The organism is Nocardia africana NBRC 100379, assembly GCF_001612635.1.
Classification (GTDB): Bacteria; Actinomycetota; Actinomycetes; order Mycobacteriales; family Mycobacteriaceae; genus Nocardia; species Nocardia africana.
Window position 1 is genome coordinate 135708 of the sequence record NZ_BDAV01000014.1, and the last position, 23350, is coordinate 159057.

At 69.9% G+C, this 23350-nt stretch carries 25 protein-coding genes; 6 read left to right on the forward strand and 19 right to left on the reverse strand.

Translation table 11 applies throughout. The annotated features are described in order from the left end of the window. Positions 1 to 3: 3 nt before the first annotated feature. The 4 genes from hisI to priA are packed head-to-tail and all read right to left on the reverse strand — an operon-like array spanning position 4 to position 2757. Positions 4 to 351 (reverse strand): phosphoribosyl-AMP cyclohydrolase, encoded by a 348-nt coding sequence (hisI, locus tag NA3_RS25480; protein WP_030514639.1) that lies wholly within the window; start codon positions 349 to 351, stop codon positions 4 to 6. Positions 352 to 411: 60 nt separating this feature from the next. Next, positions 412 to 1185, reverse strand: a complete 774-nt coding sequence (gene hisF / locus NA3_RS25485) for an imidazole glycerol phosphate synthase subunit HisF (RefSeq protein ID WP_062966175.1) — start codon at positions 1183 to 1185, stop codon at positions 412 to 414. Continuing rightward, positions 1182 to 2024 carry an inositol monophosphatase family protein gene (locus NA3_RS25490; RefSeq protein ID WP_062966176.1) on the reverse strand — a complete coding sequence of 281 codons (843 nt, stop codon included), beginning with the start codon at positions 2022 to 2024 and terminating at the stop codon, positions 1182 to 1184. The genes hisF and NA3_RS25490 overlap by 4 nt, the downstream gene beginning before the upstream one ends. Before the next feature lies 1 nt (position 2025). Next, positions 2026 to 2757, reverse strand: a complete 732-nt coding sequence (gene priA, locus NA3_RS25495) for a bifunctional 1-(5-phosphoribosyl)-5-((5-phosphoribosylamino)methylideneamino)imidazole-4-carboxamide isomerase/phosphoribosylanthranilate isomerase PriA (protein ID WP_062966177.1) — start codon at positions 2755 to 2757, stop codon at positions 2026 to 2028. 231 nt (positions 2758 to 2988) lie between these two features. Here priA and NA3_RS25500 point away from each other — a divergent pair, with 231 nt between their 5' ends. Next, positions 2989 to 3465 (forward strand): hypothetical protein, encoded by a 477-nt coding sequence (locus tag NA3_RS25500; RefSeq protein WP_062966178.1) that lies wholly within the window; start codon positions 2989 to 2991, stop codon positions 3463 to 3465. A 4-nt stretch (positions 3466 to 3469) separates the two neighbouring features. Here the strand turns inward: NA3_RS25500 and hisH are convergent, their stop codons facing one another. From hisH to NA3_RS25530, 6 genes are all read right to left on the reverse strand, one after another. Beyond that, on the reverse strand, positions 3470 to 4099 hold the full coding sequence (gene hisH, locus NA3_RS25505) for an imidazole glycerol phosphate synthase subunit HisH (RefSeq protein WP_062966179.1): 630 nt from the start codon (positions 4097 to 4099) through the stop codon (positions 3470 to 3472). Then, positions 4096 to 4728 carry an imidazoleglycerol-phosphate dehydratase HisB gene (hisB, locus tag NA3_RS25510; RefSeq protein ID WP_030514645.1) on the reverse strand — a complete coding sequence of 211 codons (633 nt, stop codon included), beginning with the start codon at positions 4726 to 4728 and terminating at the stop codon, positions 4096 to 4098. The genes hisH and hisB overlap by 4 nt, the downstream gene beginning before the upstream one ends. Next, complete coding sequence (locus NA3_RS25515; protein ID WP_062966180.1) at positions 4725 to 5858, reverse strand: histidinol-phosphate transaminase; 1134 nt, start codon at positions 5856 to 5858, stop codon at positions 4725 to 4727. The genes hisB and NA3_RS25515 overlap by 4 nt, the downstream gene beginning before the upstream one ends. After that, positions 5855 to 7192, reverse strand: coding sequence for a histidinol dehydrogenase (gene hisD / locus NA3_RS25520; protein WP_062966181.1), 1338 nt, complete (start codon positions 7190 to 7192; stop codon positions 5855 to 5857). Before hisD ends, NA3_RS25515 begins: the two co-directional genes overlap by 4 nt. 163 nt (positions 7193 to 7355) lie before the next feature. After that, positions 7356 to 7643 carry a putative quinol monooxygenase gene (locus NA3_RS25525; RefSeq protein ID WP_039777553.1) on the reverse strand — a complete coding sequence of 96 codons (288 nt, stop codon included), beginning with the start codon at positions 7641 to 7643 and terminating at the stop codon, positions 7356 to 7358. Positions 7644 to 7672: 29 nt separating this feature from the next. Then, positions 7673 to 8707: an aldo/keto reductase gene (locus NA3_RS25530; protein ID WP_084491860.1), complete on the reverse strand. Its 1035-nt coding sequence runs from the start codon at positions 8705 to 8707 to the stop codon at positions 7673 to 7675. A gap of 142 nt (positions 8708 to 8849) precedes the next feature. On the opposite strand from NA3_RS25530, the gene NA3_RS25535 reads away from it, so the two are divergent. Further along, a complete protein-coding gene (locus NA3_RS25535; RefSeq protein WP_062966183.1) occupies positions 8850 to 9701 on the forward strand; it encodes a helix-turn-helix transcriptional regulator in 852 nt (283 codons plus the stop codon). A 26-nt stretch (positions 9702 to 9727) separates the two neighbouring features. On the opposite strand, the gene NA3_RS25540 is transcribed toward NA3_RS25535, so the two are convergent. The 5 genes from NA3_RS25540 to NA3_RS25560 all read right to left on the reverse strand — a co-directional run bounded on the left by NA3_RS25540 (position 9728) and on the right by NA3_RS25560 (position 15500). After that, the gene (locus NA3_RS25540; RefSeq protein ID WP_062966184.1) at positions 9728 to 10333 is read right to left on the reverse strand and encodes a maleylpyruvate isomerase family mycothiol-dependent enzyme; all 606 of its coding nucleotides are present in this window, start codon (positions 10331 to 10333) and stop codon (positions 9728 to 9730) included. Between the two features lie 94 nt (positions 10334 to 10427). Continuing rightward, positions 10428 to 11990 (reverse strand): serine/threonine-protein kinase, encoded by a 1563-nt coding sequence (locus NA3_RS25545; protein ID WP_062966185.1) that lies wholly within the window; start codon positions 11988 to 11990, stop codon positions 10428 to 10430. 233 nt (positions 11991 to 12223) lie between these two features. Further along, the gene (locus NA3_RS25550) at positions 12224 to 13990 is read right to left on the reverse strand and encodes a penicillin-binding transpeptidase domain-containing protein (protein WP_062966186.1); all 1767 of its coding nucleotides are present in this window, start codon (positions 13988 to 13990) and stop codon (positions 12224 to 12226) included. A 63-nt stretch (positions 13991 to 14053) separates the two neighbouring features. Beyond that, positions 14054 to 14920 (reverse strand): arylamine N-acetyltransferase family protein, encoded by an 867-nt coding sequence (locus NA3_RS25555; protein WP_062966187.1) that lies wholly within the window; start codon positions 14918 to 14920, stop codon positions 14054 to 14056. 103 nt (positions 14921 to 15023) lie between these two features. Continuing rightward, positions 15024 to 15500 (reverse strand): MarR family winged helix-turn-helix transcriptional regulator, encoded by a 477-nt coding sequence (locus NA3_RS25560; RefSeq protein ID WP_062966188.1) that lies wholly within the window; start codon positions 15498 to 15500, stop codon positions 15024 to 15026. A 41-nt stretch (positions 15501 to 15541) separates the two neighbouring features. Here NA3_RS25560 and NA3_RS25565 point away from each other — a divergent pair, with 41 nt between their 5' ends. Both NA3_RS25565 and NA3_RS25570 read left to right on the forward strand, forming a co-directional pair. Then, complete coding sequence (locus tag NA3_RS25565) at positions 15542 to 16453, forward strand: alpha/beta hydrolase (RefSeq protein ID WP_062966189.1); 912 nt, start codon at positions 15542 to 15544, stop codon at positions 16451 to 16453. 9 nt (positions 16454 to 16462) lie between these two features. Continuing rightward, a complete protein-coding gene (locus NA3_RS25570) occupies positions 16463 to 17632 on the forward strand; it encodes a winged helix DNA-binding domain-containing protein (protein ID WP_062966190.1) in 1170 nt (389 codons plus the stop codon). Positions 17633 to 17638: 6 nt separating this feature from the next. Here the strand turns inward: NA3_RS25570 and nadC are convergent, their stop codons facing one another. Genes nadC through nadA form a run of 3 tightly spaced genes read right to left on the reverse strand, consistent with a single transcriptional unit; the run spans position 17639 to position 21391 of the window. After that, the gene (gene nadC, locus NA3_RS25575; RefSeq protein WP_062966352.1) at positions 17639 to 18499 is read right to left on the reverse strand and encodes a carboxylating nicotinate-nucleotide diphosphorylase; all 861 of its coding nucleotides are present in this window, start codon (positions 18497 to 18499) and stop codon (positions 17639 to 17641) included. Between the two features lie 34 nt (positions 18500 to 18533). Then, complete coding sequence (locus tag NA3_RS25580) at positions 18534 to 20285, reverse strand: L-aspartate oxidase (RefSeq protein ID WP_062966353.1); 1752 nt, start codon at positions 20283 to 20285, stop codon at positions 18534 to 18536. Between the two features lie 44 nt (positions 20286 to 20329). Further along, a complete protein-coding gene (nadA, locus tag NA3_RS25585) occupies positions 20330 to 21391 on the reverse strand; it encodes a quinolinate synthase NadA (RefSeq protein ID WP_062966191.1) in 1062 nt (353 codons plus the stop codon). Between the two features lie 95 nt (positions 21392 to 21486). Here nadA and NA3_RS25590 point away from each other — a divergent pair, with 95 nt between their 5' ends. Both NA3_RS25590 and NA3_RS25595 read left to right on the forward strand, forming a co-directional pair. Then, positions 21487 to 22263: an NUDIX hydrolase gene (locus tag NA3_RS25590; protein ID WP_062966192.1), complete on the forward strand. Its 777-nt coding sequence runs from the start codon at positions 21487 to 21489 to the stop codon at positions 22261 to 22263. Between the two features lie 147 nt (positions 22264 to 22410). Continuing rightward, positions 22411 to 23055, forward strand: coding sequence for a DedA family protein (locus NA3_RS25595; protein WP_062966193.1), 645 nt, complete (start codon positions 22411 to 22413; stop codon positions 23053 to 23055). Between the two features lie 18 nt (positions 23056 to 23073). On the opposite strand, the gene NA3_RS37790 is transcribed toward NA3_RS25595, so the two are convergent. After that, complete coding sequence (locus NA3_RS37790) at positions 23074 to 23250, reverse strand: hypothetical protein (protein WP_167355044.1); 177 nt, start codon at positions 23248 to 23250, stop codon at positions 23074 to 23076. Positions 23251 to 23350 lie beyond the last annotated feature (100 nt).

A 23350-nucleotide genomic window follows, 5' to 3' on the forward strand; every position in this document is an offset into this window, starting at 1 on the left:
GGTTCAGCTCGCGTCGGCGAGCAGCAGATCTCCGTCCCAGCAGGTGTGGGTGCCGGTGTGGCAGGCCGCGCCCTGCTGGTCGACGATCAGCAGCACGGCATCGCCGTCGCAATCCAGCCGCACCTCGTGCACGTACTGGGTATGTCCCGAGGTCTCGCCCTTGACCCAGTACTGCTGCCGCGAGCGCGAGTAGTAGGTGGCCTTGCGGGTGGCGAGGGTGCGGGCCAGGGCCTCGTCGTCCATCCACGCCATCATCAGCACATCGCCGGTGCCGCGTTCCTGCGCGATCGCCGCGACCAGGCCCGCCTCGTTGCGCTTGAGCCGGGCGGCGACGGCGGGATCCAAACTCATACCCATCGTTATACCTGTCCTGTCGGAGCTGTTCGTCCTCTGCGCAGATGCCGTTCGGCCTCAGCGGACGGTGATGCCCTCGGCCCGCATCGCGTCCTTGACCTGCGGAATCGTCAGATCGCCGAAGTGGAAGACGCTGGCGGCCAGTACCGCGTCGGCGCCCGTGCGCACCGCGGGGGCGAAATGGTCGACCTCGCCGGCGCCGCCGCTGGCGATGATCGGCACCGAGACGGCCTCGCGCACCGCACTGATCATCGGCAGGTCGAAACCGCCCTTGGTGCCGTCGGCGTCCATCGAGTTGAGCAGGATCTCGCCGACGCCGAGTTCGGCGCCGCGTACCGCCCACTCCACCGCATCGATACCGGTGCCGCGTTTGCCGCCGTGGGTGGTCACCTCCCAGCCCGACGGGGTGGGCGAGCCGGTGTCGGGCACGCGGCGCGCGTCCACCGACAGCACGATGCACTGCGAGCCGAAGCGCTGCGACATCTCGCGCAGGATCTCCGGATTCGCGATCGCCGCGGTGTTCACCGACACCTTGTCCGCGCCCGCGCGCAGCAGCCGGTCCACATCCTCGACCGTGCGCACGCCACCGCCCACGGTGAGCGGGATGAAGATCCGCTCGGCGGTGCGGGTCACCACGTCGATCATGGTGCCGCGATCACCGCTCGAGGCCGTGACGTCGAGGAAGGTGAGCTCGTCGGCGCCCTGGGCGTCGTAGGCGGCGGCCAGTTCCACCGGGTCGCCCGCATCGCGCAGATTCTCGAAGTTCACGCCCTTGACCACCCGGCCGGCGTCGACGTCCAGGCACGGAATCACGCGTACCGCCAGTGTCATTGCGTCCCTTCCGAATTCTCGTTGCGCTCGGAGGCGCGGTCGACGGCGCTGTCGATCATGTCCAGTAGCTCTTCGTGCACCCCGGGCGCGGCGGCCAGCACCGACCGCGAGGTGATCGACCATTCTTCGCCGCGCAGATCGGTCACCACACCGCCCGCGGCGCGGACCAGCGCCACGCCGGCGGCGTTGTCCCACGGATGGTGACCGAACACGACCGCGCCGCCCAGCACTCCGGACGCGGTGTAGGCCAGGTCGATGCCGGTGGATCCGTGCATGCGCACCCGGCTCGACAGGCGGCTCAGCGCGCCCAGCAGGTCGAAGCGGAACCGGCCCGGGATCCGGCCGTGGGCGTCGATGTTGAAAGCGCCGAAGCCGATCATCGACTCGGCGAGGCGACCGGGTTCCAAGGGCGGCAACGGTTTTCCGTTGAGCAGCAGCGGCCCGCCGGCCGCCGCGGCGTAGCGCCGGTCCAGCAGCGGCAGCCAGGTCAGACCGAGAACGGGCTGTCCGTCGGCCACCAGCGCCAGCAGCATCGCCGACAGCGGATGGCCCGCAGAGTAGTTGAAGGTGCCGTCGATGGGGTCGAGCACCCAGGCGGTGCCCGAGCTCAGTTCCGGCCCGCCGAATTCCTCGCCGTGCACCGGGATTCCGGTGCGGTCGGCCAGCTGCTGCGACAGCGTGCGCTCCAGCTCCAGATCCAGCGCGGTGGCGAAGTCGCCGCGGCCCTTCTGCACCGCGCTCGGCGCCCCCAGCCCTTCGACGAAACGCGGTGCCGCACCGTCCAATATCTCGCTCGCCGTCGCGAGCAACGCGGCCGGGTCGGAGACGGCGGCGGTCACGTCAGCGAACCGCGTCCAGCGCCTCGGGCAGCGTGAAACGCCCGGCGTACAAGGCTTTTCCGACGATCGCGCCCTCCACCCCGTCGGACACCAGCCCGGCGATGGCACGCAGATCATCGAGGGTGGAGACGCCGCCGGAGGCGATCACCGGCGCCTCGGTGGCCGCGCACACCTGCCGCAGGATGTCGAGATTGGGCCCCTGCAGCGTGCCGTCCTTGCTCACGTCGGTGACCACGTAGCGGGCGCAGCCGTCGCGTTCCAGGCGCTCGAGCACCTCCCACAGGTCACCGCCGTCGCTGACCCAGCCACGGCCCCGCAACCGGTAGTCGCCGTCGATGATCCGCACATCCAGCCCGACCGCGACCCGATCGCCGTATTCGGCGATGGCGCGGGCGCACCACTGCGGATCCTCGAGTGCCGCGGTCCCCAGGTTGACCCGGGCGCAGCCGGTGGCCATCGCGGCCTTCAGCGAGTCGTCGTCGCGGATGCCGCCGGACAGCTCGACCTTCACATCCAGCTCACCGACGACCTCGGCGAGCAGTTCGCGGTTGGAGCCGCGACCGAAGGCCGCGTCCAGGTCGACCAGATGCACCCATTCGGCGCCCGCCTCCTGCCAGGCCAGCGCGGCATCGCGGGGGGCGCCGTAGCTGGTTTCGCTGCCGGCCTCCCCCTGTACCAGGCGCACGGCCTCACCATTGGCGACATCGACGGCGGGTAGCAGCACAAGACTCACGTGTGCAGCCTACTGGCTACCGGTTGGCGTCGCGGTGCCGGGATGGCGCAAATAGGACGCCGGTCACTGGCTGCGGGGACGAGCATCACACGTTTGAGCTGGACAACGCCGGGCAATCCGAAGACTGCGTGTGTCACTGTGCGCAGGAGGTCCAGACCGGCGGTCTCCGCGTACGTACCCTGGGTCGGGGGCACGTACTGCCATCGTTGTCGACGAAGAGGATCTTCACCCATGTCGCGGATCACGTTGCGGCCCATCATGTTCGCGTTGTCGTGCGGGGCCGTCGGCGCCGCGATGCTCGCGCCCCCGGCGGCCGTGGCCGCCCCCACCGATCCGATTCAGTTGGCGGCCTGCGATTTCGGGCGGCAGTTCACCACCTACGACTGGGCCGGCTACGACGACTACGACCGCCGGGTCCTGGAGTTGTCCACCGGCGCGTTCCACGACCAGTTCGCCGCGTCGGCGCCCGATCGGCAGGCGCACGTGACCTCGGCGCACGTCCGCTCCGAGGCCAACTCGGTGGAATGCCGCACCGACGTGGCCGACCCCGACCATTCCCAGGTCGTGGTGACCATCGACCGGTCCGAACGCAGCGATGCCACGCTGGGCCTGCCCCGCCCCGAACGGTCCCAGCTGCGGGTGTTCCTCGACAACGTCGACGGCCGGTGGCTCGCGGGCCGGGTCGACACCCTCCCGCCGCAGACGTAGTCCCCTACAGCGAGCCGACCCAGTTGCGCAGCAGCTGCGCACCCGCGTCGCCGGACTTCTCCGGGTGGAACTGAGTGGCGCACAGCGGCCCGTTCTCCACCGCGGCGAGGAAGGGCCCGCCGTGTTCGGCCCAGATCAGCTTCGCCGGGGCGAGGGTGCCGTTGTCGTCCCATTCCCACTTCTGCGCCGCGTAGGAGTGCACGAAGTAGAAGCGCGTCCCGGGATCCATCCCGGCGAACAGCACGCTGTCGGCGGGAGCCTGCACGGTATTCCAGCCCATATGCGGAAGTACCTGCGCCGGAAGCCGTTCCACCGTGCCCGGCCACTGTCCGCAGCCCTCGGACTCGACCCCGAACTCGACGCCGCGCTCGAACATGATCTGCATGCCCACGCAGATGCCGAGCACCGGACGGCCGCCGGCGAGGCGGGTGCCGATGATCCGCTCCCCGCGCACCTGCGTCAGCCCGGCCATACACGCGGCGAAGGCGCCGACACCCGGCACGACCAAGCCGTCGGCGTTCAGCGCGGCCTGGGGATCGGCGGTGACGGTGACCTCCGCGCCGGTGCGGGCCAGCGCGCGCGCCGCGGAATGCAGATTGCCGGAGCCGTAGTCCAGCAGCACAACCGATTTCACAGCGTTCCCTTCGTGGACGGCACACCGGTGACCCGCGGGTCCGGTTCGACCGCGGCGCGCAGCGCCCGTGCGACGGCCTTGAATTCGGCCTCGGTGATGTGGTGCTGGTCGCGGCCGTACAGCACCCGCACGTGTAGTGCGATCCGGGCGTTGAGGGCGATCGATTCGAAGACGTGCCGGTTCAGCACCGTGGAATACGACGCACCGGGACCGGCGCTGGGGATCACGGTGTGCAGCAGCCGCTCCGGCTCGCCGTCGTGGACGCAGTACGGCCGGCCGGACACGTCGACGACGGCGTGGGCGAGGGTTTCGTCCATCGGGATGTAGCAGTCGCCGAAGCGGCGGATGCCCTTCTTGTCACCCAGCGCCTCGCCGAGCGCCTGCCCGATGACGATGGCGGTGTCCTCGACGGTGTGATGCGCCTCGATCTCGATATCGCCCTTGGCCTGCACGGTCAGATCGAAGCTGCCGTGCTGGCCGAAGGCGGTGAGCATGTGGTCGTAGAACGGCACGCCGGTGGAGATGTCGGTCCGGCCGGTGCCGTCGAGATTCAGCTCGACCACGATGCTGGATTCGCGGGTGGTGCGTTCCACCCGGGCGGTTCGATTCATACTCGCTTCCGTACTCATCGGGAGATCACCTCGGTGGCCACCAGCATCCGGCTCACGCGCAGGAATTCGTCGTTCTCGGCGGCCAAGCCGATGGTGGTGCGCAGATAGCCGGGAATGCCGACGTCGCGGATCAGCACGCCCTCGTTCAGATAGCGCTGCCAGGTGCGGGGTGCGTCGGCGAAGTAGCCGAACAGCAGGAAGTTCGCATCCGAGGGCACGACCTCGAACCCCATCTCCCGCAACGCCTTCGCCACCCGTTCCCGCTGCGCGGCGAGTTCGGCGACACTGGCCAGCGTTTCGTCGGCGTGGCGCAGCGCGGCGCGGGCGGCGGCCTGGGTCACCACCGACAGGTGGTAGGGCAACCGCACCAGCAGCATCGCCTCGATCACCGCGGGCGCGGCGACCAGATAGCCGAGCCGCCCACCGGCGAAGGCGAAGGCCTTGCTCATGGTGCGGCTGACCACCAGCTTCGCCGGATACCGGTCGATGAGTGCGAGGGCGCTGGGCGCGGCGGAGAACTCGCCGTACGCCTCGTCGACCACCACGATGCCCGGCGCCGCCTCGAGCAGGCGCTCCAGATCGGCGAGGGCGATCGAATGCCCGGTCGGGTTGTTCGGGCTGGTCACGAACACCACATCGGGGCGGCGGTCGGCGATCACCGCGGCCGCATAGTCGATGTCGAGGGAGAAGTCGCTGTTGCGCTCGGCCTCGATCCACTCGGTGTCGATGCCCTCGGAGATGATCGGGTGCATCGAATACGAGGGCACGAAGCCGAGGGCGCTGCGGCCGGGCCCGCCGAAGGCCTGCAGCAGCTGTTGCAGAATCTCGTTGGAGCCGTTGGCCGCCCAGACGTTCGCCGTCTGCACGGTGACACCGGTCTGGCGGGTCAGGTACGCGGCCAGGTCGGTGCGCAGCGCCACCGCGTCGCGGTCGGGGTAGCGGTGCAGGTCGGCGGCGGCGGCGCGAATGGATTCGGCCACGTCGTCGATCAGCGCCCGGCTCGGCGGATGCGGATTCTCGTTGGTGTTCAGCTGCACCGGCACCGCCAATTGCGGTGCGCCGTACGGGCTCTTACCGCGCAGGTTCTCGCGCAGCGGCAGATCGTCGAGGGTCGCCGCGGCGCCCGGGATATCGGCGGTCGTGGTCATGACAGGGCCTCGAAACGCACCTGCACGGCCTGGCCGTGCGCCGGCAGATCCTCGGCATTGGCCAGCGAGACCACGTGTCCGGCAACATCTTTCAGCGCGGCTTCGCTGTATTCGACGACGTGGATACCGCGCAGGAAGGTCTGCACGCTCAGACCCGAGGAGTGGCGCGCGCACCCGGCGGTGGGCAGGACGTGATTCGATCCGGCGCAGTAGTCGCCGAGACTCACCGGCGACCACGCACCGACGAAGACCGCGCCCGCGCTGCGGACCCGTCCGGCGACCGCGGCCGCGTCGGCGGTCTGGATCTCGAGGTGTTCGGCGGCGTAGGCGTTGACGACCCGCAGCCCCTGCTCGATGTCGTCGACGAGCACGACCCCGGACTGCTTGCCGGACAACGCCTCCGAGACCCGTTCCCGGTGCTTGACCACCGCGAGCTGGGTGGTGATCGCGGCGTCGACCGCATCGGCCAGCGCCGCGCTGTCGGTGACGAGCACGCTGGCGGCGAGTACATCGTGTTCGGCCTGGGAGATCAGATCGGCGGCCACGTGTGCGGGATCGGCGGTGCCGTCGGCGAGGATCGCGATCTCGGTGGGACCGGCCTCGGCGTCGATGCCGACCAGGCCGCGGCAGAGCCGCTTGGCGGCGGTGACGTAGATGTTGCCCGGACCGGTGATCATGTCGACGGGCGCGAGCTGCGCGCCGTCGGTGTCGGTGCCGCCGTAGGACAGCAACGCGACCGCCTGGGCGCCGCCGACCGCCCACACCTCCTCGACGCCGAGCAGCATCGCCGCGGCGAGAATCGTCGGATGCGGCAGTCCGCCGAACTGCGCCTGCGGCGGCGAGGCCACCACCAGCGAGTCCACGCCCGCGGCCTGCGCGGGGACGACGTTCATGACGACGCTGGACGGGTAGACGGCATTGCCGCCGGGCACATAGAGACCGACGCGCTCGACCGGGACCCAGCGTTCGGTGACGGTGCCGCCGGGCACCACCTCGGTGGTGGTGTCGGTGCGGCGCTGGTCGGCGTGCACCTTCCGAGTGCGCTCGATGGCCACCTCGAGCGCCGCGCGCACGGCCGGATCCAGTTCGGCGAGGGCCTTGTCGAGTTCGGCGGCCGGGACGCGCACGCTCGCCGGGGCGATGCCGTCGAATTTCGCGCTGAACTCCTGCGCGGCCTCGACACCGCGGTCGCGGATCGCCTCCACCACCGGCCGCACATGATGCAGCACCGAGTCCACGTCCACTCCCCCGCGCGGCAGCGCCGCGCGCAGTTCGGCAGCGGAGGGCGTACGTCCGCGCAGATCCACGCGGGCGAGCTCGATGCGGCTAGTCATAGCGGTGTGAAATCCTTGTCTGTCCGGCCGGTCTGTGCTGGTCATCACATCGAAGCGAAAGCTCCGGACCGCCTACCAGCCTATCGGGTCGGCGCCAGTGGATATCCGCCGCCCGAGCCGGATGCGGCGCCCCGCCCCCGCATCCGGCTCCGGCCGCGGCGACTCATTCCGGCACCAGGCGATACAGCGTCATCGGCTCGGCCAGGATCAGATCCAGGACCTCGGCGATATGACGGAAGTGCGGGGTCGCGAAATGAGCCTCGAGCGCGTCCGGCCCGTGCCAGCGCTCCACCACGACCATGCGAGCCGGATCGTTGGGGTCGGCGTAGGGCCGGTAGTCCAGGCATCCGGGTTCGGCGAGCGACGGTTCGATCATCGCCTCCAGGGCTGTGCGCAGCCGATCCTCCCGGCCGGGCCGGGCGTGCAGTTCGGCGACGACGTGCAGGTCCATGGCGTTCTCCTCCGATCGTGCGGACGGGTTCACGGCCGGACCGGACCGGTACCGGCTCCGGTGGCGACCAGCGCGGCGGTGATCTCGGCCTGATCGTCGGCGGTGAGTACCAGGTCGCGAGCCCCCGCCCAGCCGTCGATCTGTGCCGGCGTGCGGGCGCCGACGATCGCCCCGGTGATGCCGGGCCAGCCCGTGACCCAGGCCAGCGCCACCTCCGCCACCCCGACGCCGTGCCGGGCGGCGATCGGGCGCAGCGCGTCGACGAAGGCGAGATTGACCGGCAGGTCGGTGGTGAACTCGGCATAACCGCGGCGCCAGTCGTCGGCGGCGAGCACGCGGTCGGCGGTGAACGCGCCGGTGAGCAGGCCCGACTGCAGCGGCGAATAGGCGATCACACCGGTGTCGTGCGCGGCCGCCCATGCGATCTCCGGCGCCGCGACGCGGTTGAGCGCCGAGAACGGCGGCTGGATCGCATCGACATGCGCGATGGATTCGGCGATATCGAGTTGCCGCACATCGTGATTGGACAGGCCGACGGCACGCACCTTGCCTTCCTTGCGCAGGTCCGCCATCAGCTGCCAGTACTCCTCGAGCGGCGTGGCGTCGCCGGTCGGTTCGCCCTCGGCGCCGTAGACGAAGCGGGCGCCGGTATCGGGCCAGTGCACCTGGTACAGGTCGATGTGGTCGGTGCCGAGGCGGCGCAGCGAATTCTCCAGTTCGCGGCGGACCGTCTCCGGCCGCATCACCCGCAGCGGCGGGCCGTTCGGGTCATCGCCGTCTTCCCAGATCAGGCCGGTCTTGGTGAAGATGTACGGGCGCTCCCGCTCCGGGATTCCGGCCAGCGCGCGGCCGACGAGTTGCTCGGCATGCCCGAGTCCGTAGGCGGCCGCGGTGTCGATCCAGTTGAGTCCGGCGCCGACGGCGTGCCGGATGGCGGCCACCGAATCGGTGTCGTCGGTGCTGCCCCACGAATACTGCCAGCCGGGTCCGGAGATCACCCAGGTGCCGAAACCCACTGGTGTGATGTCCATTCCGGTGCTGCCAAGGCGGCGGGTGGTGCTCATCGACGCGTCTCCTTCGTTCGCGCCGCCCCGATGGCGGCGCCGAAATCCAGACTCGTCACCGGTGTCGCCGGCTACCAGTGCGTGCCGAGCCTGGGCATGCGGTGACCAGGCTGAGCGCGGCCGGGCGCGCGATACTGGCCGCATGAGCCTGGATCGACGCGCCGAACTCGGGGAATTCCTGCGATCGCGCCGTGCCCGTCTGCGCCCGGAGGAGGTGGGACTGGCCGAGCACGGCACCCGCCGCCGGGTGCCGGGGTTGCGCCGCGAGGAGCTGGCACTGCTGGCCGGGGTGAGTGTGGATCACTACGTGCGCCTGGAACAGGGCCGCACGCTGCACTTTTCGGAGTCGGTGCTGGACGCGGTGGCGCGGGCGTTGCGACTGAACCCACTCGAACGCGACCACCTGTACCGGCTGGCGCGGCCGTGGTCGGGCACCGAACCCGCTGCCGCGCAACAGGTACGGCCCGGTTTGCGGCGACTGCTCGACACCGCGGACGTGCCCGCCTACATCGTCGGCCGCGGGACCGACGTGCTGGCCTGGAACCGCGCGGCCGCCGCGCTGATCACCGATTTCGGCGCACTGCCGCCCGGGCAGCGCAATCTGGCGCGGCTTGTGTTCTTCGACGAGGGAATGCGCGAACTGTACGAGGACTGGCCGGCCAAGGCCGCCGACGTCGTCGCCTATCTCCGGCTGGACGCGGCCCGCAATCCCGGCGACCACGGCATCGCGGCGCTGATCGACGAATTGCGGCGGCGTGGTGCGGATTTCGAGCGGCTGTGGTCGCGCCACGAGGTGAAGGACAAGACCCACGGCCACTACGTCTACCGGCACCCGGTGGTCGGCCGGCTGGACCTGGGCTTCGAAACGCTGCGACTGCCCGACGACCCCGATCAGGCGCTGATCGTCCACACGGTCGAGCCCGATTCGCCGAGCGCGACCGCTCTGCGCCTACTCACCGACTGGACGGCCGACACCGAAACCGCTGCGCGATAGCGACATTCGTCTTCGCGGCGGCGCAATCACACTCCGTGGCGCCGGCGCAGCGTCTCCACTCCCTCACCGATGAGGTCTTCCAGGGCGACGGGGCGGCCCACCGCGGCCAGCGCCAGCGCCTCGCCCGGCCCGCGAACTTCCGGGCCGGTGCCGGCGGACCAGTCCACATCGGTGGCGACGAAGCGCAGGCCGCGCGTGTATGTGCGCGGGCCGGCGAACGGGTCGGGATGGCGCAGCACCGCGATCAGGCGGTCGGCCGGGATGGTGCGGGGGCGGCCGAGGGGACGGCGGATGTCCTGCTGATGCACCAGGATGTCGGCCAGGCCCAGGCTCGGCCACACGCCGGTGATGCGCTGTCCGGAGTTCTCGAATCGTTCGATGAGCTGCGCGGTGGTGAGGGCACGAGCCCGGTCGACGAGACCGTCGTTGACGCGGTCGGTGTTCAGCCGGTGGCCGAGGGCGAAGCGGGTGTAGCCGAGCAGCGACATCTCGTCGTAGAGCAGGTGCCCCACCACATCACGCACCCGCCATCCCGCGCACAGCGAGGGCGCCTCCCATTCGTCCTCGCTCAGATCACGCAGCAGCGTAATCAGTTCGGCCCGTTCGTCGTTCAGCAGCTGCCGAGTGCTCACGGCCCGAGACTACCGGGGGCACACCGGGCGCGACAGCTACCGCGGACGGATCGACGCCTCCGCCCGTGGGCGGAGACACCCGCCTGCGGCCGAATCAGTGCGTGTCGCTGTCGATCAGCAGCTTCCCGCTGCTGCCCACCACGACGCGAAGTTCGATCGACTTGGACTGACCGCCGTAGGTGATGCTGGCGACCGACATATCCACCGACCCATCGGAATTGGCACTGCTGCCGCCACCGCGTGCGCCCTCGATGGTGTTGTACGACGTGATCTGGTTCTGCTTCCAGTAGGTCGCGAAGGCCTGCTGGCTGCCGTACACCTGCTGCGCCGCGGGAGTGAGCAGATTCCATGCGGTGCCGGCGTTCTGGTCGACGAGGGCGTCGTAGAAGTTCTGGATGACACCGGCCGCCGAGCCGACGTCCGTCTTCCCGGCGCTCTTGGTCTGGCCCACGGCCGCGACGCTCTGTGTCGAGGTACCCGCCTGCGCGGTGGCGGTCGACGACGGCGAATGCGCCTGCGAGCCCGGCGATTCCGTCTTGGCACCGCCGAACATCAGATACAGCGCAGCGGCGACGATCACCAGACCGGCGGCGAAACCACCGGCGAACACCCACGGTTTCGCATTGCGGGTGGGTGTGGGTTCGGCGGCGGGCACGGGATGGGAGCGGGTGGGATGCGCGGCGGCCGCAGCGGGACGCACCGGCTGCATCTCCGGCTCCGAGAGCACCGACGCGGTGGCCATCATCTCCGCGGTGGAGATATCCGCCTGTGCCGCACGGCGATCCAGTGTGCGGGTGCCCTGCCGGCGAGCACCGCGGTGGGTGGCCAGCATCCGAGTCGATTCGGCATCGACGGCCTGATCCGCGAAATCGGCGAGCTGATCGCGCACGTCGGTCATGCTCGGCCGGTCCTCCGGCTCGAAGCTCAGCAGATCCAGCAGCAGATCGGTGAGCGGGCCGGCATTGCGCGGCTGGCTCAGCTGACCGTTGGCCGCGGCGTACAGCAACGCCAGGGGGTTCGGATTGGTGCCGTAGGGCGGCTCCCCCTCGAGAGCGTGGAAAAGCGTTGCGCCCAGCGCGAAGACATCGGCGGCCGGACTGGGTTCAGCGCCGCGGGCGACCTCGGGGGCCAGATATGCCGCGGTGCCGGAGATCAGGCCGGTGGCGGTGAGGTTGACATCTCCCTTGGCCTTGGAGATACCGAAGTCGGTGATCTTCACGGTGCCGTTGTCGCCGAGCAAGACGTTGCCGGGCTTGATGTCTCGATGCACGATGCCCGCGCGATGGGCGGCCACCAGCGCCGAGGCGACCTGCTCGCCGATGCGCGCCACCTGCGGCAGCGGCAGCGTCCCCTGCGAGGACAGCACCACGGCCAGGCTCTGCGACGGCAGATATTCCATGATCAGGCAGGGATCGCCCTCGTGCTCGGTGATATCGAAGACCACGATCGCGTTGGGGTGCTGGAAGCGTGCCGCGTTGCGGGCCTCCCGAGACGCGCGCTGACGCACGATCTCTTTCTCACCCGGCGGCAGACTGGGCTGGGTGAGGATCTGCTTGATCGCGACCGACCGTTCGAGTCGTTCGTCGACGGCACGCCAGACGACGCCTGTGCCGCCGCTACCAATCCGCTCGACCAGGCGGTAATGCCCTGCGATCACTTGGCCGGTTTCGATGGCACTACTCCGAGTTTCTCCGCGATCCGTGACTTACCGCGCGCGGGGTCATGTCCCGCGCGTGTTCCCGGACGAGTGTAGCGGGCGTGACGGGCCGCTTTGACGCCGGAGCGAGATCTGTGCGGAATATGTGTGACCACCATGCGATGCGGTCGAGATCAATCCGCTATACAGCGAGAGTATATGTGACGAACTTCACTCGACCGTAAGGTGCGCTACTACTGATTCCGCAGGAAACGTCCGGCCGCCTCGACCGCCGGCGTCGAGCTCCCCGCATCGGCGACGAACACCGCGAGGGCCAGGTCGCCGTCGATGCCGACGAACCAGCCGTGCGCGTGGGTGTCGTCGATGTACTCGGCGGTGCCCGTCTTGCCGAGCATGCCCGGAATGTCGGCGAGGCTGGTGGCCGTGCCGTTCGTAATCGTCTCGCGCATCATGGCTTTCACCTGATCGAGCACCGGCGCCGGCACGGGATCCGGCGTGTGATCCGCCTTTCCGGGCGAGCCCGCCACGATGGTGGGCGCCGGCACCGAACCGTGGGCGACGGTCGCGGCGACCAACGCCATGCCGAACGGCGACGCGGTCACCCGTCCCTGGCCGATGCCTTCTTCGACCCGCAGCGCGGACGTGTCCGCGGTGGGCACCTTTCCGGTCACCGTGGTCATGCCGGGAGCGGTGAAGTCCACACCGAGGCCGAGTTGTGCGGCCGCACGGGTCAGTCCGTCGGGAGGAAGGTTCACCGCGAGCCGCCCCATCGTGGTGTTGCAGGACCGCGCGAAGGCCGTGTGCAGGGGAACCGTGCCGAGGTCGAAGTGGTTGTCGTTGGGGATCTGCCGGCCCTCGATGTTCTCGGTGCCGGGACAGGCGAGCATGGTGTCGGCGGTGACCTGCCCGGCCTGCAACGCGGCCGACACGGTGACCGTCTTGAAGGTCGAACCCGGCGGGTACAGGCCCGTCAATGCGATCGGGCCCTGGGCGTCGGCGGGCGCGTTCTGCCCCACGGCGAGGACGTCACCCGTGGACGGTCGCAGTACCACCATGGCGGCCGGAGTCGGGATCGGCGCGAGCGCGGCCTCGGCACGGCGCAGCATTCCGGTGTCGAGCGTGGTGGTGATGTCGCCGACGGGTCTCGGGTCCTGCCCGCCCACCGTGTGGGCACCGTCGGCGGCCTGCGCGCGCACGGCCCAGCCGGCCGCGGCATCGGTGCTGTGCTGCCACAGCTCGCTCACCCCGGACAGCGCCGGTGAGGTGAGGGTCTTGTCGACGGTGAGCAGCCGGGTCTGCGGCACCAGCGTGACGTTCGGCAGCGCGGCGAGCCGATCCTGCACGGGGGTCAGATCACCGGCCCGCAACGCGATCGCGGTGACGGGTTTGCCCTGGGCCTTGTCCATGTCCTGGCGCAGGCTCGCCGCGGTGATGCTCGGATCGATCGGTCCCAGCAGGGCCGCAACGGCATTCGGGTCGGCGCCGGGAGCGAGCTGGACCAGGGTGACGACCTGCTGGGTCATCAGATCCGCGCCGCCGCGGTCGAGCACGCGCGCGGCCGGTTGCGGAGCCACGGTGTCGTAGGACAGCGGCCCGGTGTCGAGGCCGGGCGCCACCGTGGCCGGATTCCAACGGACCTTCCACTCGTCGCCGGATTCGTCGGCGGTACCGGTGGTGGTGTAGGCCCACTGATTTCCGGCCGTACCGAAGGTCCAGGTGGTGGCGAGGCTGAACGTGGCGTGGTGGTCGGAGCGGTCCACCGACCGGACGTCGACGCGCACCTTCTTGCCGAGGCTGTCGAAGAGTGCGCCCAGGGTGGTCGTGGCCCGCGCCGGATCGCTGGTCACGGCGGCCGCGGCGGCCGGATCGCCGTGGCTCAGCGCATCGGCGAAGGTATGCACGCTGCGGTCGAGCCGGTCGGCGGAACTGTCTCCGGAACAAGCGGCGGCAGCGAGAATCGGGGCGGCGAGCAGGGCGAACAACTTCGATCCGGTGCGCACGCGGCCGACACTACCGCCGCGCGCCGCCGCGGTGCGGAAATCGGCCGCCCCGCGGGCCGCCGGTCAGCCGCGCAGCCAGTCGCCCGCCGCCAGTGTCGCCGCGTCCGCGTCGTCGAGTTCGATATCGAATTCGGCCGCCAGGATCTTCGGCAGATCGGCCGGCGGCAGATCGCGGCTGTGCGCGGTGCCGTCCGGATATTCGGTGATCCAGGTCGTGTTGTCGACGATGTCGTGCCGGTCCGGCCGGAACCGCTGCACATACGGCCGGGTCACGAACGGCGAGCGCGCCGACGTGGAGACGAAGTGATTGCCGACCGCGTAGTCGATGCGGTACTGCGGATTCATGGTGAAGCTGTAGCGGTCGATCCAGCCGTCGCGGGCGAAGTGGTGCAGCACCCACAGCTCCGAATCGAGTTCGCCGCGCGTGCGTTCCAGCCGGAATCGCCAGTCACCGGCGCGCACCTCCCCCGCGTCGGGATGCAGTTCCAGCGGGGCCAGCGGCCCGGAACCGAAACCGACGTCGCACAGCCACACCCGCCCGTCGTCGGCGGTGGTCACGCGCAGCAGCGCGTGCGTCGCCGGGCGGATCTCACCGCGTGCGCCCATACTCACGCGCCCGTGTAAACCGGTGACGCCGAAGCCGATCCGTTCCAGTGCGGCGGCGAACAGGCCCACGTTCTCGTAGCAGTAGCCGCCGCGGCGGGATCGGACGATCTTGTCCTGCAACGACGGAAGGTCCAGCAGCACCGGGCGTTTCAGCACCGGTTCGATGTTCTCGAACGGGATGGTGGTGGTGTGCGCGTACTGCAGCGCGCGCAGGGTGTCGAGGGTCGGCGCCGGCTCGCCGGTGAAGCCGATGCGGGCGAGATACGCCGGCAGATCCAGTGCCGCACCGTCCCAGTTCGCGACCGGGGCCGGACTTTCCGTCATGAGTTCTCCTGCGTGGTCTCGGTAACCGTCGTTCTCCCCATGATCAACGACCGCGCGGCCGCCATCCTTCCCACCCACTGCCACCGCCGCCGCGGCTCGGCGATCACCCCGCGGGTATGCCGATCCGCTCCCGTTCGAGCACGCCACGCAACCGCGCGAGGGTGTGCGCCACGGCGGGCAGGGACGCCTCGGACGTGACGGCGCCGAACAGCTCGGTGAGCCGCTGCGCGAAGCTCGCTTCGGCCGCGGCGACGAGCTGGGCCCCTTCCTCGGTCAGGGCCAGCACCGACGAGCGGCGATCCGACGGATGCGGCTCGCGCACCACCCATCCCCGGGCCACCAGCCGGTCGACGCCCTTGCTGATCGCTCCGATGCCGGCCGCGAACTCGGCAGCGAGATCGGCCACCCGCGCCTCCGGATGATCCCGGAGAAACCGCAGCGATTCGAACTGGGAGGCGACGATGCCGTGCCGTTCCCGGAGCCGGTCGTTGACCGCGTTGTACAGCCGCGTCTCACACCGCACGAGATCGGCGAACAGATTCGCCAGATCCACGGCATCCGGACCAGAACTACATTCCATGGCATATACTGTACAGGAATATAGTTCGTAGGAAGGTACATATGAGCGAGGAACAACGCGCACAGGTCGACGCGATGCTGCGGCGGCCCCACCCCGCGCAGCCGCGGTCCGTGGCCGAGATACGGGCGGAATTCCGGACACTGATGGCGCAGATGGCCGTCCCGTCCGGAATACGCAGGCGGACGATCACCCTGGGCGCTCGGCCCGCGGTGCTCGTCGAACCGCCGGAGCCGGCCGCAGCCGGAACGATTCTGTACTTCCACGGCGGTGGCTTCGTCTTCGGTTCGCCCGAGACGGCGATGACGCTGACCGGGAATCTGGTGTGCAAGACCGGTTTCCGGGCGCTGTCGGTCGATTACCGGCTGGCGCCGGAACATCCGTTCCCGGCCGCGATCGAGGACACGCTCAGCGCTTATCGGGCCCTGCTCGACAGTGGCGCCGATCCCTCGGCCATCGCCTTCGCCGGCGACTCCGCGGGCGGTGGGTTGACCATCACGACGAGTCTGGCCGCCCGCGACGCCGGCCTGCCGCTGCCCGCCGCGATCGTCGCCTTCTCCCCCGGACTCGACATGACCCGCACGGGGGCGAGCATGGAAACCAAAGCCGGCATCGACCCGGTGTTCACCCGCGCGGGCCTGGACCACACCGGCGCCATGTATCTCGCCGGGCAGGACGCCGGTCAGCCGCTGCTCAGTCCGGCGGTCTCGGCCGATCTCACCGGATTTCCGCCGATCCTGCTCCAGGTGGGGACCAACGAAATGCTGCTGGACGATTCCACTCGCCTGGCCGCACGCGCGCGGGAAGCCGGCGTGGACGTCATCCTCGACGTGACTGCCGGTGTGCCCCATGTGTTCCAGTCCTTCACCGGCCTTCTCGACGAAGCGGACGAGGCCCTGGACCGGGCGGCGTATTTTCTCGGCCAGCGCATCCGAAACGGGGATCGAGCAGGCTAGGATTCGACCATGCGTTCGATCACGGTCGCTCAGCGACGCGCGCGGCTGGCCCGGCGGCATCGGCTCGCTGCCGAATCCCGGGGTACCGATCCCGCCGATATCGCCGATTCGATGGTCGCCCTGCACGCCACGGATCCGGCGACGGTGTATCTGTCGGTCTGTGCCCGCACTCGCGGCCTGACGCCCGCGGACGTGGAACGTGCCCTCTACGAGGATCGGTCGCTGCTGCGGCTGTTGGGGATGCGCCGGACCATGTTCGTCGCGCCGGTCGGGCTGGTTCCCGTCCTGCAGGCCGCGGTGGCCGACGCGCTCGCAGTCAAGCAGCGCCGCGCCTACGGGAAATATCTGGCCCAGGCCGTCGAGGGCGATATCGACGCCTGGCTGGCCGAGGTGGCCGACGAGACCCATCGCGAACTGCTGGCCCGTGGCAGTGCGACCGGCGCACAACTGTCGGCCGCCGTGCCCCGGCTGCGCACCCAGGTCGACACCGCGCCCGGCAAGCCGTATTCGAAACCGACCAACATCACCACCTGGGTGCTGCTCATCCTCGGATGCGACGGGCTCATCGTGCGGGGCCGCCCCAACGGCAGCTGGACCAGCAGCCGATACACCTGGGCGCCCCGGGAGGCGTGGCTGCCGGATGCCGCCCCGGTCGCACTCGACGTGGCGCGCGCCGAACTGGCCCGCCGCTGGCTGCGCACCTTCGGACCGGCTCCCGTCGACGACCTCGTCTGGTGGACCGGATGGACGAAAACGGATGTGCGCAAGACACTGTCGAGTCTCGACCTCACGGAAGTCGACCTCGACGGCAGGACCGGAGTGGTCCTGTCCGACGATACGGAGCCCGAACCCGAGTCCGGACCGTGGGCGGCGCTGCTGCCGGCCCTGGACCCGACGCCGATGGGCTGGCAATCGCGCGACTGGTTCCTCGGCCCGCACGCCCCGGCCCTGTTCGACACCAACGGCAATATCGGCCCGAGCATCTGGGTCGACGGCCGCATCGTCGGCGGCTGGGCTCAGCGCGCGGACGGTGAGATCGCCTGGCGGCTACTCGAAGACGTCGGCGCCGACGCGAAGGCGCTGATCGATGCCGAGGTGGAACGCACCGCCGCCTGGTACGGCGACGTGCGCGCCATCCCCCGCTTCCGGACGCCGCTGGAACGCGAACTCACCAGCTGATCCGGCTCACATGTCCAGGCCCAGGTCCAGCACCCGCACCGAATGGGTGAGGGCGCCGACGGCCAGGTAGTCGACACCGGTGCGCGCGTAGTCGGCGGCGGACTCGAGCGAAAGACCGCCGGAGGCTTCGAGTTTCGTGCGCGGCGAGCGGCTGTTGCGGCGCTGGACGGCGGCCTGGGTGGCCCACAGCGGGAAGTTGTCCAGCAGCACCAGTTCCACATCCTCGGCGAGAACGGCGTCGAGCTGATCGAGGCTGTCCACCTCGACCTCGCATTCGATATCGGGATCCAGTTCGCGCACCGCGCGCAACGCGGCGACCACCGATCCGGCGGCCACCACATGGTTGTCCTTGATCAAGGCGGCGTCGCCGAGGCCCATCCGGTGGTTGACGCCACCACCGACGCGCACCGCATACTTCTGCAGCGCACGCAGTCCGGGCAGGGTTTTGCGGCTGTCGCGAATCCGGCAGTTCGTGCCCTCGACCGCATCCACCCAGGCGGCGGTGGCGGTGGCGATCCCGGACATGTGGGTGACCAGGTTGAGCATGGTGCGTTCGGCGGTCAGCAGCTGCCGGGTCGGCGCCACGACCGTCAGCACCGCGTCGCCGGGGCCGACCCGGGTGCCGTCGGCGACGCGGTCGGTCACCTCGTAATTCCCGGCGCCGATCACCTCGTCGAGCACCAGCAGCCCGACGTCGATGCCGGCCACCGTGCCCGGCTGGCGCGAGACCATCGCGGCCTTGACGGTCGCCTCGGCGGGAACCGTGGCGGCCGAGGTGATGTCGGGCCCGTAGCGCAGATCCTCATCGAGGGCGGTGCGGATCAGGGTACGCAGTTCCCCGGGGTCGAGTTGGGGGTCCAGTGCCATCATCTACTCCTCAGCATGTGATGCGTGGCGGCGGTCATCGAGTGCTCACCACCGGCAGCGGGTCCGCGACGGGGAGCGGATCGGCGACCACCTGCGGGCGGCCGTCGTCGCCGAGCCGGATCGCGACACTGCGCCGCAATTCCTCGCGCGGATCGGGAAAATCGGATCGGGTATGGCAGCCGCGGCTTTCGGCGCGGGCGGTGGCCGCGAGAAGCAGGGTCCGCGCGGTCAGGGTCAGGGCGGCGTCCTCCACCGCGGCCAGCACTCCGGCCCGCTCGCCGTGCAGCCGAGAAACCGCATGCGGCGCAGCCATTTCCGATGCCGCGGCCTCGCGGTCGCTCCCGCCGTTCGTGGGATCGGACGGCGTCGTTTCGGGAAGCCGTTGTGCCGCAGCACCGTCCGATGCGTCGGCAGCCGACTCCGCGGACTTCGCCGGGCCGTTGTCCCGTAGATGCAGGACGCGCAGCATCGCCCCGCGCAGTCCGTCACCGTCGCGCACCACGGCGGCGTGTGCCGACATCAACTGTTGCAGGGCGGTGCGATCGATGCGCGGCAGCGACATCTCCGGCACCGCGGTCACCTCCGGAGCGGAGGCGACCCGCTCGGCCGCGGCGGCCCCCGCCCGCTCGCCGACGACCAAGCCCTCGAGCAGGCTGTTCGATGCCAGCCGGTTCGCGCCGTGCAGACCGGTGCGCGCCACCTCGCCGGCCGCGTACAGGCCGGGGACGGCGGTGCGTCCGTGCGTATCGGTGACGACCCCGCCGCACTGGAAGTGCGCGGCCGGCGCGACCGGGATCAGGTCGGTGCGCGGATCCAGGCCCGACGCGCGACACGAGGTCGTGATCGTCGGAAACCGTTGGGCGAAACCGTCGATCGCGCGGGCGTCGAGATACACGTGATCGGTGCCGAGCTGTCGCATCCGGGCGGCGATGGCCTTGGAGACGATGTCGCGCGGCGCCAGATCGCCCCGCGGATCGACACCGGCGGTCACCGAATCACCGTTCGAGTCGACCAGCACCGCGCCCTCGCCGCGCACCGCCTCGCTGATCAGCGGCCGCCTGCCGAGCCCGCGGGGGCTGAACAGCACGGTGGGGTGGAACTGCACGAATTCCAGATCGGCGACCAGCGCACCGGCCCGCAGCGCCAGCGCGATGCCGTCGGCCGTGGCCCCGGGCGGATTGGTGCTGCAGGCGTAGAGCTGGCCGAGGCCGCCGGTGGCCAGCAGGACGGCCGGGGTGTGCACGACGCCGAACCCCTGGTCCGACACCACGATCACACCGCGCACCCCGTCGGACCCGGTGACGATGTCGAGGGCCGCGGTGCCGAACAGCACCGGCAGTCCGGCGGCGTTCAGCGCACGCTGCACCTCGGCGCCGGTGGCGTCACCGCCGGCGTGAATGATACGGCGCGTGCTGTGCCCGCCCTCGCGGGTGCGTGAGACCTGGCCGTCGCGGCCGAGGTCGAAGACCGCGCCCAGATCGGTCAGCGCCGCGACGGCATCCCGGCCGCCCGACACGATGGAGCGCACCGCCTGCGCGTCGCACAGTCCCGCCCCGGCGTCGACGGTGTCGGCGACATGGGAGTCGACGGTGTCGCCGTCCGGCGCGACGACCGCGATCCCGCCCTGTGCGTATTGCGTGGACGTATCCGTCGGGCCACCCTTGCTCAGGGTCAGGACCCGCAACCCCCGCAGCGAGGCGGTGCGGGCCGCGGTCAAACCCGCGACACCGCCACCGATCACCACCAGATCAGCTTCGGCTTCCCAGCCGATCGAAGGCGTCATCATCATCGATCGAACCTTTCCGGCCCGCCCGCGGGCGGGTGCCGGTGCTATTCGCCGCCGCCGGGATTGCCGATGGCGATCATGCGCTGCACCGAATTGCGGGCCAGCGCTGCGGTTTCCGGATCGACGTGCACCTCGTCGAGTTCGTCGGTCAGGCAGCGCAGCAGCGCGGCCGGCGTGATCATCTTCATGTACTTGCAGGACGCGCGATCGTTGACGGCCTGGAAGTCGATGCCGGGGGCGGCCTTACGCAGCTGATGCAGCATGCCGACCTCGGTGGCGACCAGGACCTGGTTCGACCGCGCGGCCTTCGCGGCGTCGATCATGCCGCCCGTGGACAGGATGTGGACCCGGTCGGCCGGGAACGCGCCCTCCCCCGCGAGATACAGAGCCGATGTGGCGCAACCGCATTCGGGGTGCACGAACAGTTCGGCATCGGGATGGGTGCGGGCCTGTTCGGTCAGCTCGTCACCGTTGATGCCGGCGTGCACGTGGCACTCACCGGCCCAGATGTGCATGTTCTCCCGCCCGGTCACGCGCTTGACGTGGGCGCCGAGGAACTGGTCGGGCAGGAACAGCACCTCACGATCGGGATCGATCGAGGCGACCACGTCGACGGCGTTGGAGGAGGTGCAGCAGATGTCGGTCAGCGCCTTCACCGCGGCGGTGGTGTTCACATACGACACCACGAGGGCGCCGGGATGTTCGGCCTTCCACGCGCGCAGTTCGTCGGCGGTGATGGAGTCGGCCAGCGAGCAGCCCGCGCGCTGGTCCGGAATCAGCACGGTCTTGTCCGGGCTGAGGATCTTCGCGGTCTCGGCCATGAAGTGCACCCCGCAGAACACGATGGTGTCCTCGGGCGCCTCGGCGGCGATCCGCGACAGGGCCAGGGAATCGCCGACGTGATCGGCCACATCCTGGATCTCGGGTAGCTGGTAGTTGTGCGCCAGGATGGTCGCGTTGCGCTCGCGCGCCAGCCGCTTGATCTCCTGCGCCCACTCCGGCGTGGCCTCGACTCCGCCGAATCCGCCCGGACCGTCGATGACCTGCGCTGCGAATGCCTGCGTCGTCGGACCAGTGGTCGCTGTCGTCAGACTCGTTGACGCCATGGCATGGCTCCTTCCTCATGCGCGCGGCACTCGCGCCACGCGCATCACCCCGGGCCGATTCGCTTCAACCCGGTTTTCGACTTACAATCGAAAACGTGGCCCATAGTAGCACCATTCACGAATCGCTCACCGCGGTGTTCCAGGTTCGTCGCTTCATGGACACCGTCACCGCAGGTCCAGGGGGTGATCACTCGGTGATCGCGAGCGAACCGGTGGATCCGCAGAGTCCGCGCGGCAATCACGGCCTGCGCACCGAACTCGGGGTGCTGCTGTGGCAGCGGGCGATGGAACCGCAGACCGGCACCTGGTCGCTGCCCGGCGGCCGGCTGCGCGACGACGAGGATCTCGACACCTCCGCCCGCCGTCAGCTGGCCGAGAAGGTCGACGTGCGTGAGCTGTGGCATATCGAACAGCTGTCGGTCTTCAGCGATCCGCATCGCGTGCCCGGGGTGCGCCGCATCGCCTCGGCCTATCTCGGTCTGGTGCCGCTGACCGCGGACCCGCAACTGCCCGCCGACACCCGCTGGCATCCGGTTTCCGCGCTGCCGAACATGTCGTTCGACCACGGCACCGTCGTGCACCATGCCCGGACCCGGCTGGCGGCGAAGCTCTCGTACACGAATATCGCCTTCGCCCTGGCACCGTCGTCGTTCACCATGTCCACCTTGCGCGAAATCTATTGCACCGCACTCGGTTACGACGTCGACACCACGAACCTGCAGCGAGTATTGAGCCGCCGCAAGGTGATTACGCCGACCGGGGAGACCGCCGCGCCGGGCAGGTCGGGTGGGCGGCCCGCGGCGGTGTATCGGTTCACCGACGACGAGATTCGGGTCACCGACGAATTCGCGGCGCTGCGGCCCCCGGGGTGAGCGGCTTGCGGATGTCGCCGAGCCCGACGACATCACCGCTGCGTGAGCGGCCACCCGTGGTCGGCACACGGACAGCGGGGGCGCCGCGCATGGTCCGCGCCGACCGCCGCCGGACACGTGTGGTCCGCGCACGGTAGCGTCGGCGGAATGGAATCGCTGATGCACCGGATTCTCGATATCGCCCCGGTGTGGATCTACCTGACGGTGGGCCTGCTCGTCTTCGCCGAGGACGCGATCTTCGTCGGCTTCGTGATTCCGGGCGAGACGGCGGCCGTCCTCGGCGGTGTCGCGGCCAGCCAGGGGCATGTGCTGCTGTGGGTGATGATCCTGCTGGTGGTGGCCGCGGCGATCATCGGCGACTCGGTGGGCTACGAGGTGGGCAAACATTTCGGCAGCCGCCTGCTCGCCGCGTCCTACCTGGACAAACATCGTGGTCGCCTGGACAAGGCCCAGGATTTCCTCGCGCGCCGCGGCGGCTGGGCGGTCTTCCTCGGCCGCTTCACCGCCTTCTTCCGCGCGGTGATGCCGGCCCTGGTGGGCGCCTCCCGCATGCCCTATCCGAAGTTCCTCTCGTTCAACGCCTTCGGCGGCATCGTCTGGGGAACGACCTTCGTGGTCCTCGGCTACGTCGCCGGCAATTCCTACGAGAAGGTGGCGAAGACCGTCGGCCGCGATATGGCGATCGCGGTCGTGGTGATCGTCGTCGTGGCGCTGATCGTGTGGAAGCTGCGCGAACGCCGCCAAGGGAAGAAGCTCGAATCCGAATACCACGCCACCCACGACGGACGGTGAATTCCCACCGTCACCGGCTCACCACTGCCGATCTCGATGCTTGACCGTGCGCCGATAGGTGCGCTTGTTCGCCACCGGCTGCGCCGCAGCGGACCGGCGAAGTTCGTGCCGCCGCCGCCACGCGACGAGATCGGGCCGTTCCTGCACTTCAGTTGCCGCGCAATCACTTCCGGACCGCGCTTTCTCTCCTGCCATTCGTACACCTCCCCTCCCGGCACCTCCTCCTTGCTGATCCGGCGCAACGGTAACGACCGCGAGCCCGGATCGCCATCGAATAAATGGCGATCCGGGCCGC